Below are 18,169 nucleotides of genomic sequence, written 5' to 3'. Positions count from 1 at the left end.
TCAAATTCAATCAACCCCTGTCATCCCATTGTCACTGATTGCAATAGTTCCATTTTTCTTAAAATGTTTTGCGTGCCTACCCGTCTAGTCTAATATAACAACCAGCAATATAAATATGGAAAACTATAATATGACATCCACAAATAGTACTTCAGTGATGCCGAATATCAGGGAGGAAAGCGAACTGGCTATAATGTTTCTCGACATACTCAACTTTGCTGGTCTGATGGAATCACAGCGAGCACAAACAGTGATGAATTTTTTACGCCGTTTAACTCAGTCTCAGCAGGACCTGGATTACGTTATGGCATTTTAGGTTTCAATAAACATCTATTTACCAATATAATATGCAAATAATTACCCTTGAAGAACACATTTCCTTTCCGGGAATGGCTGATAAAATACCCAAAGAGGCTTTGGCTTTTTTACGCAGCCGCCATTAAAAATCGCTTTAGATATTTTTGGTATTGATAATATTATGTTTTCTATAGATACCCGTTCAGCACAAACGAAATGGGCATTGAATTTTTGAATGCCATTGACCTGCCTGCTGACCAGATAGCAAAGATTGCCCATGGTAATGCTGACAAGCTATTGAATTTGAAGACATAAGGGTGTTTTGCAAGCCGCAATTGAGATCAGGTGATCTGCCGGGTACTGGCCAATTAGTTTATTCCACCGTGATCAGGTATGTATTGTCCGTTTTAGTCTCCGTCGTATAATGCCAGTTTACCTCGATGTGCTGCCCTTCATACTTCAGGATGTTATTATCGAGTAAAATTTTGTCGGCTGGCGCAAAAAAGGTAACACTTTTAACCGTCCAAATGCTACCTTTTACCAAAGTTTCTGTACGTTCATTAGCCGCGGTAAAATAATTTGCGCCTTTACCCAATTTCAATAATGTTGTATGTAAGACTAAACTATCGCTAACTGCCTCAGCATGCATCGGGTCAAAACCCCGGAATTCCGGCGGGCTTTTGAATAGCAGTGTGATTTTTAAACCGCCCTGATTATTAAATGATTCAAGATTGATATTGTGCTTATTTTTTTCAATAGCGGTAAAGTATTTTGCTTTAGCCAGGTAAGCTGACAGGTCAGGCAATAGGACATGATTCGGTTTAAACTTTGAAAAGAAAAAATCACTCAAAGATAAGCGCGACTTGTAATATTCCGGCTTCCATTTTTTTAATTTTTGGTCTAATAATAAACATTGAATCATGCCGCTCAACAAACGCTTGTTCCTTAGGCCGTCACGGCCATAAGTGGGTTCTATCAGCATTTCAAAGAAGCGTTTTTGTATATACTGCTGTTCCTGCGGTGTTGAAGCAAAGGCTTTCATATATTGGTATTCACAAAAGGTAGCCGGCCCTTCGCAAGATTCAACGCTTTTTTCATAGTCCAGGTATTCTTTGCCGACAATGGTTTGTCTGAGTAATCTGCTACTGTAAAAGCAGTTTAAATTTTCCTGGAATTGCAGGGGCGGCCCCTGTAGCATAGAAAGCAGCAATTCGTCCTCATACTGCCTCATCGCATCATTCCGGTAATCTTCGGGATAAGTTAATAACTCTGCCGGATTATCAAACTGTACGGTTTTGACGACGGTCCGCTGATAAACATGGTGCAATTCGTGGAATAATTCGGAATAGAATTGGTTTGCGCTAATATATTGCGGCTGGCCGTAGTTGTTATGTGCGGTAAGGTAGTGGTTGATCTCTGTTTGTGAAGTGCCAAGTAATGCGTATTCAGACTGGCTAAACTCGTAAATATTGTCTTTCAGTTGTTTGGCGCTTTTAGGCGGCTCCGGATGGTTTTTCAGGAAGACAGGGCCGCCGATCCTGAAAATAGCATAGGCTCCGATCGTCATGCCCGGCCAAACCTGGCTTGTAATGTGAACCATATTTTCGGAAAACCGGGGCAAGGCGTTGAGGTAAATACTATCAATAGGTTCCAGCGATTGGGCATCGGTTCGGTACCAGCCCATGATAACCAATATAATTAAGGTCAGCATTTTACGCATAAGCTTTTGAATAATGTGTGGTAAATATAAAAAAACTCACCTGTTAGTCCGGATTAATCCCAGACTAAATAACAAGGGATTTTCAATCCCCGAACCGGAATTTTCCTGTCCCCTCAGGGTCTCTCGCAGAGGACCCTGAGGTATTAAAGCGACAGGTGTTGCAGGGAGCCCTTATCAGGAGCCCTTGCAGGAACGTCAAAGGGTTACAATTTTTTATCGGCCTTTTTAACCATTTTAGGCATGTCCTTTTGCAGGTCGGACATTAGCTCGGTCATTGCGCTCTCACACATCGGCAATATCTTTTCTGCAGTCATAACCGGAATGCCTGCAACAAGAGGACTTACACCACTTGATTTTGCAGACTCATCAACAGAAAATACCAGGTCACCGCTTTTGTTAAACAATGCTATATTGGCTATAGCTTCAGCTTTAACTACACCCATGCCGCCAAAACCTATTTTTACCAGTTTAAAATAGATGGATACATCCATCACACCGTCTGCCTGGTTAAATATTTTGAGCATTTCTTTCTCGTTTTGGTGTCCCATGAGTTTCTCAATCAAGACCTTATAACCGGGGATGACAATAGTGAATTTCTTGACATCTAAAAGGCCATCACTGGCCACTCCTACCGGTATAAAAGCTTTGTAGGCGCTATTATTCACCACCTCATCCTCAGGCAGAAGCTGAAAAGGGAAAGCCTTTGAATACGATTCGGAAAACTGTGTGTGGAAGTTCTTTAATAATGGCGCCAGATTAAAACTCGAATCTGCCAGGAGCTTATTTTCGGCGGCATACGCTGCTGCACCAAACTCTGCTACATCAACCTTTTTATTAACGTAAAAGGTAACTACGGCAACTTTTTTGTCTTGTGCAAAGCTTAAAGATGATAAAAGGATAAAAAACAGGCAGGTAAAGATGAAACTCTTTTTCATTTTGTGTTAAGGTTTAAGGTTGTGATTTTATTAGTCGGCGAAGATATCAGATTTTCCTGGGTTTTTCCTGTTAGTCCGGATTAATTCCAGACTAAATAACAAGGAATTACAATCCCAGAACCGGAAGTTTTTTCGTGGTAATAAATCCTTGGGGCACTAGTGTTAAGTCAACAGTCTTTAGTCGTAAGTCGAATTTTTCCCATTCCCTTACCTAGAACTTAAGACTTTAGACTCAGGACTAAACGTCAGTTCTTAATTGACACGACACTAGTATAGCCTGATGGTACTGTGCGGTAATTACCCTCCTTAAATACCGCAGTCATGCGGTGATTAGTTCAATTATTCGCCGCATAATTAGGATATGCGGCCAAGTACCAGTTACCGGCTAAAACCTGTTTAAACACAAATCCCCGCTAGTGCGGATTTATAAACGTGTTCGGACGATTATGCCTGTTGCCTCAGACTACACCCTCACCCCTCACTCAGCGGCAGCGTAAACCAAAAGGTGCTTCCTTTGCCTATCTCGCTGTTAACACCTATTTGTCCGCCGTGCTTTTTGATGATGCCTGCACTAATGTATAAGCCGAGGCCAAGTCCCTGGTTTTGGTTGCCGCCATATTCGGCACGGTAGTATCGGTCAAAAATGTGCTGCTGCTTTTCATAGGGTATGCCCGGCCCGGTATCCTTAACCGAAATTTTGGCCATATTGTCTTCTTTTTCGATAATAACAAATATCTCTTTTGAGGCAGGCGCATACTTTATCGCGTTATTAACCAGGTTCACCAACACCTGCTCTACCCGGTTCTCATCGGCAAATACCTGCAGGTGTTTATCGCCCTGCAAAACAAGGTCATTTTTACCTAACAGCCGTATATGGTTGCAGCAGTTCTCAAGCAAGGCACCTATGCTTATAGCTACCCGGTTTAAATTAAGCTGTCCCTGTGTTACCCTGCTGGCATTCAGCAGTTCGTCAACCAATTCGGTTATTTTATCCATGCTGCGGTTGGATTGTGCAATCAGCTTCGGCACAATAACTACCGTCGGATCGTCCTTTACCCTGTCCAATAGTTGTAATGATGCTTTTAAGGTGGTAAGCGGCGTTTTCAATTCGTGACTGGCTATGCTGATAAAATCATCCTTTTTTTGCTCCATCAGCACCCTGTCCGTCACGTTATAAAAATTGGCCACCATGGCCTGTACCGATTCATCCTCCAGCAGATTGGTAACTGTATTCTCTATCCACAGCCAATGCCCGTCCTTATGGCGCACACGGCGCACATAGGTAATATTTGCACCGGGGTGCTTCATCAGGTCATCCACTAGCGCCTGTAATTCAGCCTTTTCCTCCGGGTCAGCCAGGGCAAGGGTTTTCATCTGTAAAAACTCGTCAACTGTGTAGCCGGTCACCTTTTCTATGGCTGCACTGCAGTATACTCTTTTTCCTTCGCGGTTGGTCATTACAATAACTTCCGATCCTTTCTCTACCATCGCCTTAAAAAGTAACTGATTTCGCCTCATTTGCTGGTAAGCAAGCCTTACAATTGAGCCTAAAATGGTAAGCAAAAAGCATTCGGATAAAAAAAAGATCGCTTCGGCTATATCATCCCTGTTAAAACTACCTGCCCCATGTTGTTCCAGAAAATAATAATCGCCAACAACAGCCGAAATAATGGAAGCCATAATAGCCGGACCAATACCGCCCATAATAGCACTCAGGCAAACAATGCCAAAGTATAACAGATGCGGGCTTTTAAAGCCTATAGCAATTGGGAACTGTAATTTTAATAAGGTAGCCAGCGCAATGAGAATAATAGGCAAACCGTAGCGGATATAAGCAGGCCTGGTTTTATTTTTGCCAGACCATATCAGGAAATTAGCCAACTGGTTGATCTTATTATACATATAGACTTATTATTCCATATTATCAACATATAAATAACGCAAATATTTTTTAATTATCAAGAAAAAATCCCCTACCTTTTGCAGTAGAGGACCCCTAATTACATATTAAATAAACTGATGTGCGTTTTTTTCAGGCTACCTGCAGGCCGTGATTAAAATGTTCCGCCTCCCAAACATCCACAATATTAAACGGTGTTTTGTTGTTAATCAGTTTCTTATCCAGCTCGGCCATACATATACTGGTAAATTTATCGCAGCAGCAACGCAGGGTAATACGGCCGTTTACCAACTTAGCCACAGGTCTTACGTTATGTATAGGACAAGCCTTGGCTTCAATTTCTGATTTAATGTTTAAGTAGTTCATAAGGTGATATATTTATTATTTTTCGGAAGATAATAATCAAGCGCTGTACCAAATGGGTAGCGTGTTAAAAATACCAGCAAAGGGTGAATGCCTTTTAACTTAAAAAACGACCTGCCTCATTCGCGGCTTCATTCAATAACAGGTCGGCTTCCCAGCTGTCTATAATCTGGGTTAATGTTTTCCCTTTTATTTTATCCACAACGGTTAACAGGTATTTATCTGTTAACGAATCGCAATGGCAGCGTATATTTATATGGTCAGTATCTGTATTAATAAACGGCCGAACGTGGTGCACCGGGCAAACATTATGTAGTTCTTCAGGCATAAGTTTGGTAAATGTTGTTTTCATAAGTTCTTCAGTCCAAATGTTATACCAGTAAATAGGTCCATACTGGCTCCGATGTAAAAATAAAAACAAAAAACAGCCCAAAACACCGTGAAAACACGGATTTTGATTGCGGTTTTTACGCGATTAATCATGACGTTCTGTTGATGTTGTCACCAACAAGCACATGCATATCCTGATTCTGTTAGGTAACTTAATGAGTGGTTTTTTGGTGACAACATCATAAAGATGCAGCTCCTTGCACCGAAATCTCTGATACGGCTTTATTTATATCACCAGGATCGTCAGCGGTTAGTTCAATTTTAGCTGCCCGGTATCGGCACAATCAAGGTGTAATTTTATAAGAACTCAATCACTCCGGATTCCATGTTATATACGGCTCCGATAATTTTAATTTGCCCCTTTTGCTCCATTTCTTTAAGAACCGGGCTTTGCTTGCGAATGAATTCAACAGAGTGGAGTACATTTTTTTGACAAACAGCTGCCACAAATTTTTCATTTTTTGAAGTTGTATCGTCTTTAAATTTAGATTTCTCCTCCTGGACAATGGGCTGTATTTTTGCCAGCAAAACCGTAACATTCCCTATTTTTTCATTGTCAATGGCGCCCTTGATTGCCCCGCAATGCTCATGCCCTAAAACAACAATTATTTTTGATCCGGAAATTTTACAGGCATATTCTAAACTTCCAAGAATATCTTCGTCAACAATATTGCCGGCTACCCGTGTAACAAAAAGATCACCTATGCCTTTATGAAAAATATCCTCAACAGGAACCCTGGAATCTATGCAGGATAAAACTATAGCCTCAGGATATTGTCCCGATGAAGCTGCATGAACTCTTGTAGTATTGTTTCTGACCGTTAACCGATCCTTCACAAATTCTTGATTCCCCTTCTTTAAACTTGCGATCACGTCATCCGGACTGAGGTGCTCCTGCTCGCTTTTTGTGATCATCGAGCTACTGATGGAATCAGCCATGGCGTCAGATGTATTTGGGGTTTGTTTATTTTGGCTACATGAGCACACAAAGCAAACCAGGGTAAATCCTGTTAGTGTAATCAAAAACTGTTTCATGGGGAGGGGAATTTGAATATGATCTAAGAATTTTTAATTTATTGGCACATACGGCTTACCAGGTAGCCGTCATCAAATAAAATTCAAAATTATTAAACAAGCCCGCTATAACATAGTGCTATGAATAGATATAGGTTGCATATTTAAATATGGCACAATTTACACCAACTGCCTTGTCGAAACCTCGTTTAATTATCTGGTTCAACACTATTTCTTCACCTGCCTCAACCTTGCAATTTCTCCTGCCAATACCGCGGTATACTCCTGGCTGGCCTTTTTAAGATCTGATGGATTAACGGCCTTTGATTCAATAAAGATCACCAGTTTTTCAGACTTCCCATCATAAATATTAGACTCTATGGTGTATTTTTTGTCGACTGAATAATACCTGGATCATAGTAAACAGCGGCGTAGTTATTATAATATCCACCAAAGCTGCCGTAGTAGCCATAGGTTGGATAATACCCTCCAACCACCACGGTTGAGGGCGGCGCATAGGTAGTTGTTATTTCTTTATCAACCAGCGCCACAGTAAAAATTGCCTCACAACCAAGCTCAGCCACTTTCCTCGAAACAATATCTTTAGACGGGATACTTTCCTTGCCCGAGAACGGGCCGAAAACCGAAATGCTTTTATAAGTCTTTATCCCCTTTGCCCCGGCTGCCGCGGCAAGGTCATTTTCGATGGCTCTTTTTACATCCAGGTTGCCGGTGAGGGCGATAATGAAGACGCTTCTATAGGGATCGGGTTTTATCTCCCCGGCGTTTAAATTATCTACTAATTCTCACTAAATTAGTAGATATTAGCAATTAAAGATATTTGAGAATTTAAATGGCATCAATAAGTAATCCTTCACGTCTCGACAGGCGCCCAGCGGAATTTCTGAAGTCTGTATAGTGCAAGAGCCCCTTCGCGATATCCTGCGGGGACAAACAAAAACCCTCTTTCCGCGCAGCGAAGAGAGGGTGGTCGAGCTAAGCAATGACCAGTCTGACGGACTCTTTTGGAGGTGAGTTAACCCGTTTGCCCGCTCTGAATATAATCGTAGTACAGTTACAACAACTGGAACCAACCGGCCCAGCCTGTTGCGCCATCCCACCAGGTAGAATAAACAACACCATCCGTACCTACAGTAAACAGGTCAATATGTTCAGGAAGCCGTGAGATGGCAGTTATCTGTCCACCCGTCATGGTAACACCTCCGGATACATTGAACCAGCCTGCCCATCCGCCATTGGCATCCCACCAACAGCTGTATACCCGGTTATCTGTTCCGGTAACAAATACATCCAAATGATTAGGGTTGCGGGAAATTGCAGTAACCTGCGATCCCGGCGAAGCTACGCCCCCTGATACCTGGAACCAATTGCCCCAGCCACCGTTAGCATCCCACCAGGTAGACATTATAGCACCGTTTGAAGCGGTAGTAAACAGGTCAAGGTGATCGGTAAAACGGGATACAACATTAACTGATGAATCCGGGTGACATAGCTGGTTACCTACGGTAAACCAATTAGACCAACCGCCGTTTGCATCCCACCAGCAACTGTATACCAGGTTATCTGTTCCTATAGTGAAAACATCCAGGTGATTGGTAAAACGGCTGATCGCGGTAACCGTCGCGCCGTTGGCAGCCACGCCTCCGGATAATTGGAACCAGTCGGCCCATCCACCGTTGGCATCCCACCAGGTTGACATTGTTTCGCCGTTTGCCCCGGTGGTAAACAGATCAAGGTGATCTGAATATCGGCATACCACGTTGACTGTTGAGCCCGGACGACAAGTTAAATTCCCGATTGTAAACCAATTTGACCAACCACTGGACTGATCCCAAAACATGCTATAAACCCTATTATCGGTGCCTACGGTAAACAGATCCAGATGCCCCGGAACCCTTGCAACAGAGGTAATAGGCGAACCTGCACCACCGCCTGAGGCTACACCTCCTGCCAATTGGAACCAGGGAGCCCAGCCGCCATTATTATCCCACCAATTACTCATGGTACGACCGTCTGATGCCACTGCAAATACATCAAGGTGTGTTGGGTAACGGGCTACAACACTAATAGGTGTAGTACTGCGGCCATGCAGGTTAACTAACCTGGGATAAACCTGGCCTGCAAACTGTCCGTCAAGGGTGTCAATATCTGTTCCGCCGGGTACTGCTACACCATTTTTCATGATCGAGCCGGGCAACCAGTAACACATAATTGAATTTGGATCTGCCTGTGCGGTAGCTATAAGGGCTGATTGTGATATTGGCGTTAATACCTGGGCAATCACCTGGGCGCGGCTCCAACCCTGTGTGGCCATAAAATAAGCTATCGCTTTCTCCGTATCAATCCCATTTACTATTTCGGTGCGTAAATGTTCATGCGGAAAACCAAGCGTATGACCCGTCTCATGCCGCACTACGCGATAGAATTCTGAATCAGGTGTATTCATACTGAAGCTATCCAGGTTCATGGTTGGCTGTCCGGCCGGGATACTTAATATATCTGTACCCAGGTACGACCAATAGCCACTGCCCGCTGTACGACTAATCCTTACCTGCGGATTTGTAGTGGTTTCTGTAAATGTAACTTTCCCAAATGCGCCCCAGGCATTCATATGCGAAAGGAGCCTCGCACGAAGGTCGGCCGGAGGATTATCAAGGAAACCAACCGTCAGGTTAACGCCCCCTACCCCCCAGTATTTTGCGGTAAGGAGCGCGAGGTGTTCGGTAGAGATAACTGCATTAGGCAGTGCAGCCATTAACTGGCTAATGGCCGGCGCATTGGCGGGATTAATTTGTACAGCTGTAGCTGCAGCAGATTCCCAATGTTCCTGCGGCAGAACTTTGATAGTACAAGTTTTGATGTCAGCTGTTCCTTTTTTGGGAGGTGCTTTTTCCAATGTTTCCATTTTTTAGTTTTTAAGTGGATATGAATGAATCAGTGATTTCTGTAACCGGCAATATTTCTATTACCTGTAAAAGCGAAACGACGAGGGGTAGTAAGTATCCGTTTTGTTTGATGTACCATGGGGATTACTCCTTTACGGCATTAATTATTAATTATAATTTATTACAATAACGATTAATTACCGAACAAATAAAGCCAATATGCCTCTCAATACGCTACGTATTTTTACGGTAAATTTTAAAAAAAATGCGTATTTATACGTTTTTGAGCCGAAAATAAAAATCAAGTTCAGGCGCTAAGAGATTGACGTTCAATTTTAATTTAAAAGAAATATTTTTTGTTATTTTTAAAGATTGGAGGTTGCGGCAACGCGATGAGCTGGCAGAAAAAAAACCACACCCCCCCCCCTGTCTCCGCCTGAGGCGGAAAGAGAGGATCGTCGATCTGCCAATGGGCGGAATGACCGGGTGAGTCAAATGCCCACTATTTCTTCATCGGCCTCAACCTTGCAATTTCTCCTGCCAATAGAGCTGTGTACTCCTTGCTTGCTTTCTGAATATCACCAGGGTTAACTGCCTTTGATTCAATAGAGATCACCAGTTTTTCAGACTTCCCATCATAAATATTAGACTCTATGGTGTATTTTTTGTCGACTGAATAATACCCGGGATCATAGTAAACAGCGGCGTAATTATTATAATATCCGCCAAAGCTGCCGTAGTAGCCATAGGATGGATAATAACCTCCAACCACCACGGTTGAGGGCGGCACATAGGTAGTTACCTCCTCTTTGTTGACCAGCGCCACCGTAAAAATTGCCTCACAACCAAGCTCAGCTACTTTTCTGGAAATGATATCCTTAGCCGGGATACTTTCCTTACCCGAGAACGGGCCGAAAACCGAAATGCTTTTATAAGTCTTTAGCCCCTTTGCCTCGGCTGCCGCGGCAAGGTCATTTTCGATAGCCTTTTTTACATCCAGGTTACCGGTGAGGGCGATAATGAAGACGCTTTTATAGGGATCGGGTTTTATCTCCTCGGCATTTATCCACGATGCAACAATAGTCATGGGGGTGCTACATGCACCAAGGGCAACTACTAAGGTAACGGCGGCGGCAAATACTAGTTTTTGGGTCATTTTGATTTATTTAAGATGAATGTTATTTAATTTAAATTCCCTCTTTTCGCTCTTGTGTGTATCATGTATTGGCGTTATTGTCGCTCGTATATTTTACTCACCCCGACTACGCTACGCTGGTCGACCCTCTCTTCGCCTTTGGCGGAAAGAGGGTGAAGACATTTATATTTTTATTCTTTTCTTCTCCTTCTTCTTCTTCCCTCTTTCCGCGCAGCGAAGAGAGGGTGGTCGAGCGAAGCAATGACCGGTCCGAAGGACTCCTTTGGAGGTGAGTAAAAACGATTACAGTTCTTCTATTTCCCCCGGCTTCCATGTTTTATCAAACCAGGGTTGCAACGGCCCGTACAAGCGGAGAATAACCCACCAGCCTTTCCCCGGAACAGTTTGTACCCAGTTATTTTTTTTCCCTTGAGGCGCTTTAGGCCCGAAATAAACATCTACTGATTTATCCGCGTTAATTTTAATTCCTTTCTTCTGGCTGCCGGTGCTCGGAAATTGCTGGTCGGTTTGCAGCATGGAGCGTGTTTGAGTATCATACACTACCAGCGACCAGAAATCCTTAGCCGGGATGCCAGGCGGCAGGTGGATCCGGTAGTTCTTCCCTCCATCTAAAGCCTGCCCTTTCAAGTCGACAGATGCTGCTGCATATTGTGAGCCAATGCCAACCCGGGCAACCGTCATGGCGGGTGTTATCCCGGTTGCGGCAAAGAAAAACATGCTGCGCGGATCGATCAGCCGAACACCATTCCGTTCAAAAAGATAGCTGCCGCCAATAAAGGGCGTGCCCCAGGCGCTATTTGGGAAGAAATAGAATTCAGGAATACGTGCTTTATACATAAGAGTGCGAACAGTAGCATTGCCCATCACCGCCGCATCTGTAAGAATCTTTTTCATCCGGTCATCAGGGGCGAATGGCTTTCCCTTTTCAATTCCGATGGAAGCCAGCAATCCAAGGGTTTCGGGGTCCATTGCGTTATTGGGCTCTTCCTGCACTACAGTGTTCACCTCCTCAAAAAAGGAATAATCCATAGCGTGGATGGTATTAAAATATTTACCAGATCCGTTGATGAAAGAGGTAGCCGGGTGTTTTACCGCCATTGAAAGCGGATAGATCTTTACATGTTTTTTAAAACTCGCTACAGCGGGCTTAGCACTTCCTTTTACCAGGAAACCGCGCATTGTCAGCCAGTTGCTATAAGTGCGCGATTGATAAACAAAATACCCTGCCGGAGTGTCTCCTTTAAAATCAGGTGGCAAAAATAAAAACTTGCCGCCCTTACCTTTGTCAGGCCCGGCATTGCCAATATCGGCCACATAATGGAACCAGAAATCGTTAACAAACCCAAGTACACCGGGACCTGATTCCACCACCATGGGGCCATTTTTCAGGTCCAGCCAGCCAGCAAGATAGACGGATTCGGTGTTGGCGGTGAGAAAAAGCGTACGCGAGTCCGTCATGTCATTAAAAACAACTACCGAGTGATTATTTACTCCTATACTTTTCAATCCCTGGCGCATGGCAAACAGGGATGCTGCCGGCATAGTGTTCATAAACGCCTGCATTCCATGTACAAAATCGAGGTTATCATATACCTTTTGGACGGTATTGTCATCCGGGAAACCATCTATAAAATTTAGCGTCCCCAGGCGGGTGTCCACCATATCAGGTATGGTAATAGCGGCAGGGATGTTGGTTTTATACTTCTGCGCATAAACGGATGAAGCAAATGCAATAACAGCGATCAAAACAAGGACTGCTTTATTGCTTGCTATTGAAATGGTTCTTTTCATGACACTATTTTTTGATGGGTGATTATTTAACTTCTTCTATATCCGGCAGTATCCAGGCCTTCTTTTGTCCGCAGGCCATCTGCAACATCAGTGGGATGATAAATGCTATTTTTTCCATGATTTTAACCTTTTAATACGGATTCGCTCAATAAGGGAGACTCAAAATTACTGATGCCCAGGCAGCATCAACCTAAAAGCAAAGCTATAAGCGGTTGCACTTTTTAATTTGGAACTGGGTTGAATAAATACCCTTGCAAAGCGCATAGTTGACTCCCACCCTGCCCCCTCTATCCGTCTATGGCGGAAAGAGGGGGCGTAAAAAACAATCTCACAAAAATCCATCTTTCCGCGCAGCGAAGGAGGGTGGTCGATCCGCCATAGGCGGAATGACCAGGTGAGTAAAATAACAAAGCGATGGATCTATACTTATCCGTATCCGGAGAAAAGAGGAAGTACAAAGAAGAATTCGCCAGGCGAAGTAATGGCCGGGAAATGAAACCGGCCATTAACTTTCTGGCAGTTAAACTAATTAACACTAAACTAAATCAACTATTAACCCAGTCAAACCTCACTATGTGAATTGGTAGGATTCCAGTACTAAGATAAATGTCAGGTGGGGCAATGGCCGGTGAGTTGGCCGGCCATTTGCCGCCTGACGCTCTAACTAAATCAACTAAACTTAACTGTTAACGAAATCAACTATTAATCAAAAAATCAACTCCATTCAATTTTCAACTCCCGGACTTTCCGACTTACGCCGACTTCCGGACTAAAAAACAATCAATTGCCAGACTTCCATCCCTTGTTTCCAAATGTGTAGATAGCAGTTAACGAAGGGCCGTTATAACCCCATTTCAACTGGCCGTCACGGCGTTCTCTTTCAACATCAACTTTAAAATTAAATCCTGTATAAGCTAATGCGAACTTCAGGTTGTCAATTGCCTTATACATCACTCCAAAATTGGCTGCCACTATCCTGCCTGTTATGTTACTGATCGTCATCTTCAGATATCCGACTTCGCCATTAAACGCCCATCTGTTGTTAAATGCGTATCCTCCCCATATACCTATATCGGGCAAAGGCGCCGTAAATCCAAAATCACTATTTTTCTGTGCATTAACATTGTTAGCAAGTAATCCCATCCCAACGTTGGCCTTTACAATGTGCAAACCTATCATCAAACCCAATTCCCAGTCTTCTTTGCTAAAAATGGCATAACCATAAGAAAAACGATATACAGTTGTATTAAAAAAAGCACTTATATCAGCATTTGGGTTATAGGTTTGATCTCCAAAATTTATAGTTTTTTGCAGCGTATAATTTATGCTTCTGTTTAACCAGATGTAACTCAGGTCGAACCGGGAGCGGCTGGATGAACGCCATTGCAGATCACCTATAAAACTTGACGATGTTTTGTTAAATCCCAGGTTGTTTTCAAAATTAATTTCAGTTCCCCTGGTGCCATCAGAATTGCTTACTTCAACAGTGGTATTATTTATAGCGAAGAAGAAGCCTGCCGATACAGAAAATTTTTCAACATACCAGGGTGCCGTGTGCACTGTTGACTGCCGGGTTAGCAAGCCATTACTTTGCCCGCTGCCCGATGGCGCGTTTAGAGTGGTATCACTTAAAAGTTTATCATCAATGTGAATGTTTGTAATTAGCGCCCCGTTCTCCTGGGCCAGGCAAAAATTGGCTAGTGTCCAAACAGTCAGTGCGGTTAATAATACTTTCTTCATGGTAAGATCATTTGACAGGCTGATTAAATATTATAGTACAAAGTAAGGCTATGACAGGTACTAAATATGTCATTAAGGGGGCTAATCCGGTTTCACATTTTAAAATGCTACTGATATGGGGAGATGATGGGGTGTTTTTGGGCGGTCCCACCGCTGTCAGATCGAGACTCCCGATTGCGGGCGGACTCATATCTTTATATTTATATAAAATCAGAAAAAAGGAGGCACTTTGCGGGCCGGGCATGACAGCGCGGCTTGCACAGCCAATAGAGGTTGGCCAGGCATAGCGATGATCGGGTGAGTCAACTGGCTCGCTTTGCAAAAGCGTTTCATATTTAAATATGCACCTTACCTAAAGCTCAATTATGGTGTGGCGGTATTATACATAGTTAATTTTGATTACTTGCTGCATATCAGCAATGCATTTTAACCATAAACTACTACAGACATGAAAAAACTACTAACCCTTGCCTTATTACTACTTTGCACGGCAACAGTGTTTGCACAGCAAGTAAAACTGAACGGATACGCCTCGTACGTATTTGACGACAACATAAATTCCTATTATAACAATACCAGCTATTTTAATGGCAAAATAAAAGGCGGATTGTTATATGGCGCTGGCCTTGAAGTTGGTGTGGCCTATAATCAAGCCCTTGAACTCTCCTACTTAAGGCAGAGTACTACGGCGCCATTTACTTATTACGATAAAGGACCGCAAAGTGTCGATTTTGGATTCGCATCGAATTTTATATTGCTCGGCGGCACACAATATTTTGGAAAACCATCCGGTCAGTTTAATGGATTTTTAGGATGGATGGCAGGTGTCGATATCATAGATGTGAACAATCCTAACGGCAATTATAGTAACACCGCAACAAAATTTGCATGGGGTTTTAAAGGCGGTGGTGATTACTGGTTATCTGATGCCGTAGCCTTAAAAATCCAGGTTCAATTTTTGTCTGTAACTCATGCCGTTGGCGGGGCCTACTATTATGGCCCTTCAGGATATTATACCGGGGTAACAACTGTTGCTTCCATGCTGCAATTTGGTATAGGCGGTGGACTAGTTTACAGGTTTAATTCCGGAAAGAGGTAATGCCCGCAAATGAATGTACCAACAAAAGATTATGCCTTCGCCGCAGGCGGAATATTATGGAAAGTTTTTGATCGCTCAAAATTCCAGGCTAAGAGTATGCGGCAAAAAATACTTTTTGTTTTTGGATTGGCTTTACTTTGCTGGCTGCCCCTGGCAGTATTGTCGCTGTTCATACTCGGCTGGTCTCAGTTTTACCTTCTTTTCCTGCGGGATATTTCTACACATGTACGGCTTTTACTGGTATTACCCATCCTCATCTTTGCGCGGCGTTCAGTAAATAACAGCTTTAATAATACCATCAGCTTTTTTTATCAAACAAAAATAGTTGACAATGCCAATAAAGAGGCATTTGAACAGGTTATAAACAGGATTGAAAAATTGAAAAATTCAAAGATCATCGACTATATCATTATAGTTTTGGTTTATTTTTCTTTTTTTTTACAGGCAAACAATCGTATTAACAATGCCGACACCTATGCACCCTGGCATTTGGTGAATGGCCATATCACCGTTGCCGGTTGGTGGTACCTCGTTATCAGCCTGCCTGTATTGCAGCTGCTGCTTTATCGCTGGCTGTATACCATCATACTCTGGATCGTTTTTTTAAGAAAGATCTCAAAGTTAGATCTGCATCTTTCTTCACTTCACCCCGATGGCGTGGGCGGCCTTGGCTTTCTGCAATACACCCAACTCAGTTTTTTCCCGGTAGCACTGGCATTTTCAGCACTAAGCGCGGCAGTTACTAACAATCTGATCATCTTTTCAGGCATATCCATTGTAGATTACAAAATTGCCATCGGCTCTGTACTCGTGTTTGTTTTGCTCCTTTTTATGTTACCATTGTTGCTGCTTATACCCCTGCTTGCTAAAGTAAAACGACACTATTTTATGCAATACAGTTTGCAGTCGTGGCCTATCACCAGAGAATACGAAGAGGAACTGAAGGCTTTTTATAAAACCGGAAAAGAACACCCGGATACTTCCTGGCATGTAGACCTGCTGGGAAGTTTTGAAAAAACCCATGAAATGAAAATTATCCTGATCGACAAAACTACGCTGATCGCTTTCACAGCGGCTGTTATAATTCCTTTCCTGCCCGTTATTGCTCAGCAAGTACCGTTAAAGGAACTGTTTTTTAATTTGCTCGGGAAGATGATGGGCTGAGGCAGAATGTTGCAAAAAAAAACTGAACAGAGACTAAAAACCGACCTTATTAAAATTGAGTATCAAGGCTTCTCATTCGGGAAGCCTTTTTTTGTGCGTTTCGACGAGCAAGGCGATGAGTTGACTCACCCCCCGCCCCTTTATGCTATGCAAAGAGGGGTGTTTAATTTTTTTTCTTTTTCCCTCTTTCCGCGCAGCGAAGGAGGGTGGTCGATCGGCCAATAGGCGGAAATGACCGGTCCGAAGGACTCCTTTGGAGGTGAGTAAAATGGGCTACTTACTCCCCTTCGTAACTATAAACTCCTTAAATTCATTAGCGTAATCGCTAATGGTTTGGGTTTTGATTTGGGGCCAGTCTTGCTGGGGTTTGCTCATGTCTGAAGCTTTGTCTTTATTATCCGGACTAGTCACCGCCAATCCCTGGAGGTTGATCCAGCGCTGATCGTAATTTTCATTGTTGTTTTTTTCAAAGTCAATCACCTTGTCAATCGTTTTTTCCAGAAACTCAGGTTTAAAGATGGCATATTGGTCAATATCAGGCCCAAAAGTTGAAGTCAACTCGGCTACAGTACCCTCACAGGATGGATCGGTACAACGGTTAAAATCATAGCGCGTCCTTAATTGTGCAAGGTAAAACCAAAATGACGCATCGTCTTTACGATCAGCATTAAAAAGCACTTTGGATAAAACAAATAAAACTGTTGGATTATAATCATTCGGATGCTTTAAAATGGTGTCAATTAAAGCTCCGTTTTCAGCATAAGTTTTTTCAGTTAATAGCTGAATTGTTACCGTGTCCTTAGCCACATCTACCTGTCTTGCAGCTCCTTTTAGTGCAACCTTATTTTCAGTTATGCTTTGGGCGTTTAATTTGATTGAAAACGAGAAAAATGTTAAAATCAGTAATAAAGTAATTTTTTTAATCATTAGTTTAGGCTATAAAGTCCGCAATGTAGAAAATAAAATATTTTTATCCTAAATATTGAACGTAACTTTTTAATATATAAATTGATAAAGGCATTCAGTTAACTCAACCCCTGCTCCTCTCCGCTATGCAAAGAGGGGGAGTAAAAAGCAAAAACAAAAAATTCCCTCTTTCCGCGCAGCGAAGAGAGGGTGGTCGAGCATAGCGATGACCGGGTGAGTAAAATTGTCGCGCAATGAGTTGACTCACCCCCTGCCCCCTCTCACCTACGCAAAGAGGGGAAATAAAAAAATAAAAATATTTTACCTCAACTATTGCAACGTACGTTTTTAATACATACCTTTGAATCATGAGCTTATTTAAGAAGGATACGAACAGCGAAATGGTGCCCACTAAGACCGAGATGGATGTGTTGCAGGTGTTGTGGCAGTACGGCCCTTCAACCGTACGTTTTGTGCACGATAAGCTGAATGAGCAGAAGGAAGCCGTAATATACACCAGCACATTAAAGCTGATGCAGGTGATGAAAGAAAAAGGCATGCTTGCCCGTGACGAAAGCAGCATGAAACACGTCTACAGTGCAATACTGCAGGAAGAAAAAGTGAAGGGAAATTTACTGGGACGTTTTGTGGACTCGATGTACAATGGCTCGCCAAGCAACCTGATGATGGCCCTGCTGGGCAACGATAAAACATCGGCAGAAGAATTAGAGAAAATAAAAGAGTTGTTAAAACAAGTTGATAGCAAATAACGTGAATCAGGATATTAG

At 42.9% G+C, this 18,169-nt stretch carries 17 protein-coding genes; 5 read left to right on the top strand and 12 right to left on the bottom strand.

All coding sequences use genetic code 11. The features are described from left to right. The first annotated feature begins 115 nt into the window (after positions 1 to 115). A complete protein-coding gene (locus ACPPVU_RS08845) occupies positions 116 to 316 on the top strand; it encodes a hypothetical protein (RefSeq protein ID WP_426671330.1) in 201 nt (66 codons plus the stop codon). Between the two features lie 354 nt (positions 317 to 670). On the opposite strand, the gene ACPPVU_RS08840 is transcribed toward ACPPVU_RS08845, so the two are convergent. The 11 genes from ACPPVU_RS08840 to ACPPVU_RS08790 all read right to left on the bottom strand — a co-directional run bounded on the left by ACPPVU_RS08840 (position 671) and on the right by ACPPVU_RS08790 (position 14,212). Continuing rightward, positions 671 to 2,008, bottom strand: coding sequence for a hypothetical protein (locus ACPPVU_RS08840; RefSeq protein ID WP_426671329.1), 1,338 nt, complete (start codon positions 2,006 to 2,008; stop codon positions 671 to 673). Positions 2,009 to 2,220: 212 nt separating this feature from the next. After that, positions 2,221 to 2,952, bottom strand: coding sequence for a hypothetical protein (locus ACPPVU_RS08835; protein WP_426671328.1), 732 nt, complete (start codon positions 2,950 to 2,952; stop codon positions 2,221 to 2,223). Positions 2,953 to 3,423: 471 nt separating this feature from the next. Next, a complete protein-coding gene (locus ACPPVU_RS08830; RefSeq protein WP_426671327.1) occupies positions 3,424 to 4,854 on the bottom strand; it encodes an ATP-binding protein in 1,431 nt (476 codons plus the stop codon). 130 nt (positions 4,855 to 4,984) lie between these two features. Continuing rightward, complete coding sequence (locus ACPPVU_RS08825; RefSeq protein WP_426671326.1) at positions 4,985 to 5,218, bottom strand: hypothetical protein; 234 nt, start codon at positions 5,216 to 5,218, stop codon at positions 4,985 to 4,987. A gap of 94 nt (positions 5,219 to 5,312) precedes the next feature. Then, the gene (locus tag ACPPVU_RS08820; protein ID WP_426671325.1) at positions 5,313 to 5,567 is read right to left on the bottom strand and encodes a hypothetical protein; all 255 of its coding nucleotides are present in this window, start codon (positions 5,565 to 5,567) and stop codon (positions 5,313 to 5,315) included. Positions 5,568 to 5,902: 335 nt separating this feature from the next. Beyond that, on the bottom strand, positions 5,903 to 6,640 hold the full coding sequence (locus ACPPVU_RS08815; RefSeq protein WP_426671324.1) for a carbonic anhydrase family protein: 738 nt from the start codon (positions 6,638 to 6,640) through the stop codon (positions 5,903 to 5,905). 356 nt (positions 6,641 to 6,996) lie between these two features. Further along, complete coding sequence (locus ACPPVU_RS08810; protein WP_426671323.1) at positions 6,997 to 7,203, bottom strand: hypothetical protein; 207 nt, start codon at positions 7,201 to 7,203, stop codon at positions 6,997 to 6,999. Between the two features lie 491 nt (positions 7,204 to 7,694). Beyond that, positions 7,695 to 9,545 carry a M12 family metallopeptidase gene (locus tag ACPPVU_RS08805; protein WP_426671322.1) on the bottom strand — a complete coding sequence of 617 codons (1,851 nt, stop codon included), beginning with the start codon at positions 9,543 to 9,545 and terminating at the stop codon, positions 7,695 to 7,697. A 482-nt stretch (positions 9,546 to 10,027) separates the two neighbouring features. After that, entirely contained in the window at positions 10,028 to 10,681 is a 654-nt protein-coding gene (locus ACPPVU_RS08800; RefSeq protein ID WP_426671321.1) for a hypothetical protein, read from the bottom strand. Between the two features lie 282 nt (positions 10,682 to 10,963). Then, positions 10,964 to 12,472, bottom strand: a complete 1,509-nt coding sequence (locus tag ACPPVU_RS08795) for a DUF1254 domain-containing protein (protein WP_426671320.1) — start codon at positions 12,470 to 12,472, stop codon at positions 10,964 to 10,966. Between the two features lie 780 nt (positions 12,473 to 13,252). Next, positions 13,253 to 14,212, bottom strand: coding sequence for a hypothetical protein (locus ACPPVU_RS08790; RefSeq protein ID WP_426671319.1), 960 nt, complete (start codon positions 14,210 to 14,212; stop codon positions 13,253 to 13,255). A 50-nt stretch (positions 14,213 to 14,262) separates the two neighbouring features. On the opposite strand from ACPPVU_RS08790, the gene ACPPVU_RS08785 reads away from it, so the two are divergent. From ACPPVU_RS08785 to ACPPVU_RS08775, 3 genes are all read left to right on the top strand, one after another. After that, on the top strand, positions 14,263 to 14,499 hold the full coding sequence (locus ACPPVU_RS08785; protein ID WP_426671318.1) for a hypothetical protein: 237 nt from the start codon (positions 14,263 to 14,265) through the stop codon (positions 14,497 to 14,499). Between the two features lie 161 nt (positions 14,500 to 14,660). Next, positions 14,661 to 15,311 carry a hypothetical protein gene (locus ACPPVU_RS08780; protein WP_426671317.1) on the top strand — a complete coding sequence of 217 codons (651 nt, stop codon included), beginning with the start codon at positions 14,661 to 14,663 and terminating at the stop codon, positions 15,309 to 15,311. 9 nt (positions 15,312 to 15,320) lie between these two features. After that, complete coding sequence (locus ACPPVU_RS08775) at positions 15,321 to 16,475, top strand: hypothetical protein (RefSeq protein ID WP_426671316.1); 1,155 nt, start codon at positions 15,321 to 15,323, stop codon at positions 16,473 to 16,475. Positions 16,476 to 16,748: 273 nt separating this feature from the next. On the opposite strand, the gene ACPPVU_RS08770 is transcribed toward ACPPVU_RS08775, so the two are convergent. Then, a complete protein-coding gene (locus ACPPVU_RS08770) occupies positions 16,749 to 17,402 on the bottom strand; it encodes a hypothetical protein (RefSeq protein WP_426671315.1) in 654 nt (217 codons plus the stop codon). Between the two features lie 347 nt (positions 17,403 to 17,749). On the opposite strand from ACPPVU_RS08770, the gene ACPPVU_RS08765 reads away from it, so the two are divergent. After that, complete coding sequence (locus tag ACPPVU_RS08765; protein WP_426671314.1) at positions 17,750 to 18,151, top strand: BlaI/MecI/CopY family transcriptional regulator; 402 nt, start codon at positions 17,750 to 17,752, stop codon at positions 18,149 to 18,151. Positions 18,152 to 18,169: the final 18 nt, after the last annotated feature.

The organism is Mucilaginibacter sp. McL0603 (assembly GCF_049992945.1).
In the GTDB taxonomy this organism is placed as follows: Bacteria; Bacteroidota; Bacteroidia; order Sphingobacteriales; family Sphingobacteriaceae; genus Mucilaginibacter.
The sequence above is the reverse complement of the archived record's forward strand: the minus strand, read 5'-3'. Positions and strand labels throughout refer to the sequence as shown.

Coding starts and splice junctions, on each gene's coding strand:
- ACPPVU_RS08770 (WP_426671315.1), bottom strand. CDS start 17,402: ATGATTAAAAAAATTACTTTATTACTGATTTTAACATTTTTCTCGTTT.
- ACPPVU_RS08800 (WP_426671321.1), bottom strand. CDS start 10,681: ATGACCCAAAAACTAGTATTTGCCGCCGCCGTTACCTTAGTAGTTGCC.
- ACPPVU_RS08765 (WP_426671314.1), top strand. CDS start 17,750: ATGAGCTTATTTAAGAAGGATACGAACAGCGAAATGGTGCCCACTAAG.
- ACPPVU_RS08815 (WP_426671324.1), bottom strand. CDS start 6,640: ATGAAACAGTTTTTGATTACACTAACAGGATTTACCCTGGTTTGCTTT.
- ACPPVU_RS08845 (WP_426671330.1), top strand. CDS start 116: ATGGAAAACTATAATATGACATCCACAAATAGTACTTCAGTGATGCCG.
- ACPPVU_RS08820 (WP_426671325.1), bottom strand. CDS start 5,567: ATGAAAACAACATTTACCAAACTTATGCCTGAAGAACTACATAATGTT.
- ACPPVU_RS08825 (WP_426671326.1), bottom strand. CDS start 5,218: ATGAACTACTTAAACATTAAATCAGAAATTGAAGCCAAGGCTTGTCCT.
- ACPPVU_RS08830 (WP_426671327.1), bottom strand. CDS start 4,854: ATGTATAATAAGATCAACCAGTTGGCTAATTTCCTGATATGGTCTGGC.
- ACPPVU_RS08795 (WP_426671320.1), bottom strand. CDS start 12,472: ATGAAAAGAACCATTTCAATAGCAAGCAATAAAGCAGTCCTTGTTTTG.
- ACPPVU_RS08805 (WP_426671322.1), bottom strand. CDS start 9,545: ATGGAAACATTGGAAAAAGCACCTCCCAAAAAAGGAACAGCTGACATC.
- ACPPVU_RS08840 (WP_426671329.1), bottom strand. CDS start 2,008: ATGCTGACCTTAATTATATTGGTTATCATGGGCTGGTACCGAACCGAT.
- ACPPVU_RS08780 (WP_426671317.1), top strand. CDS start 14,661: ATGAAAAAACTACTAACCCTTGCCTTATTACTACTTTGCACGGCAACA.
- ACPPVU_RS08835 (WP_426671328.1), bottom strand. CDS start 2,952: ATGAAAAAGAGTTTCATCTTTACCTGCCTGTTTTTTATCCTTTTATCA.
- ACPPVU_RS08775 (WP_426671316.1), top strand. CDS start 15,321: ATGAATGTACCAACAAAAGATTATGCCTTCGCCGCAGGCGGAATATTA.
- ACPPVU_RS08785 (WP_426671318.1), top strand. CDS start 14,263: ATGACAGGTACTAAATATGTCATTAAGGGGGCTAATCCGGTTTCACAT.
- ACPPVU_RS08790 (WP_426671319.1), bottom strand. CDS start 14,212: ATGAAGAAAGTATTATTAACCGCACTGACTGTTTGGACACTAGCCAAT.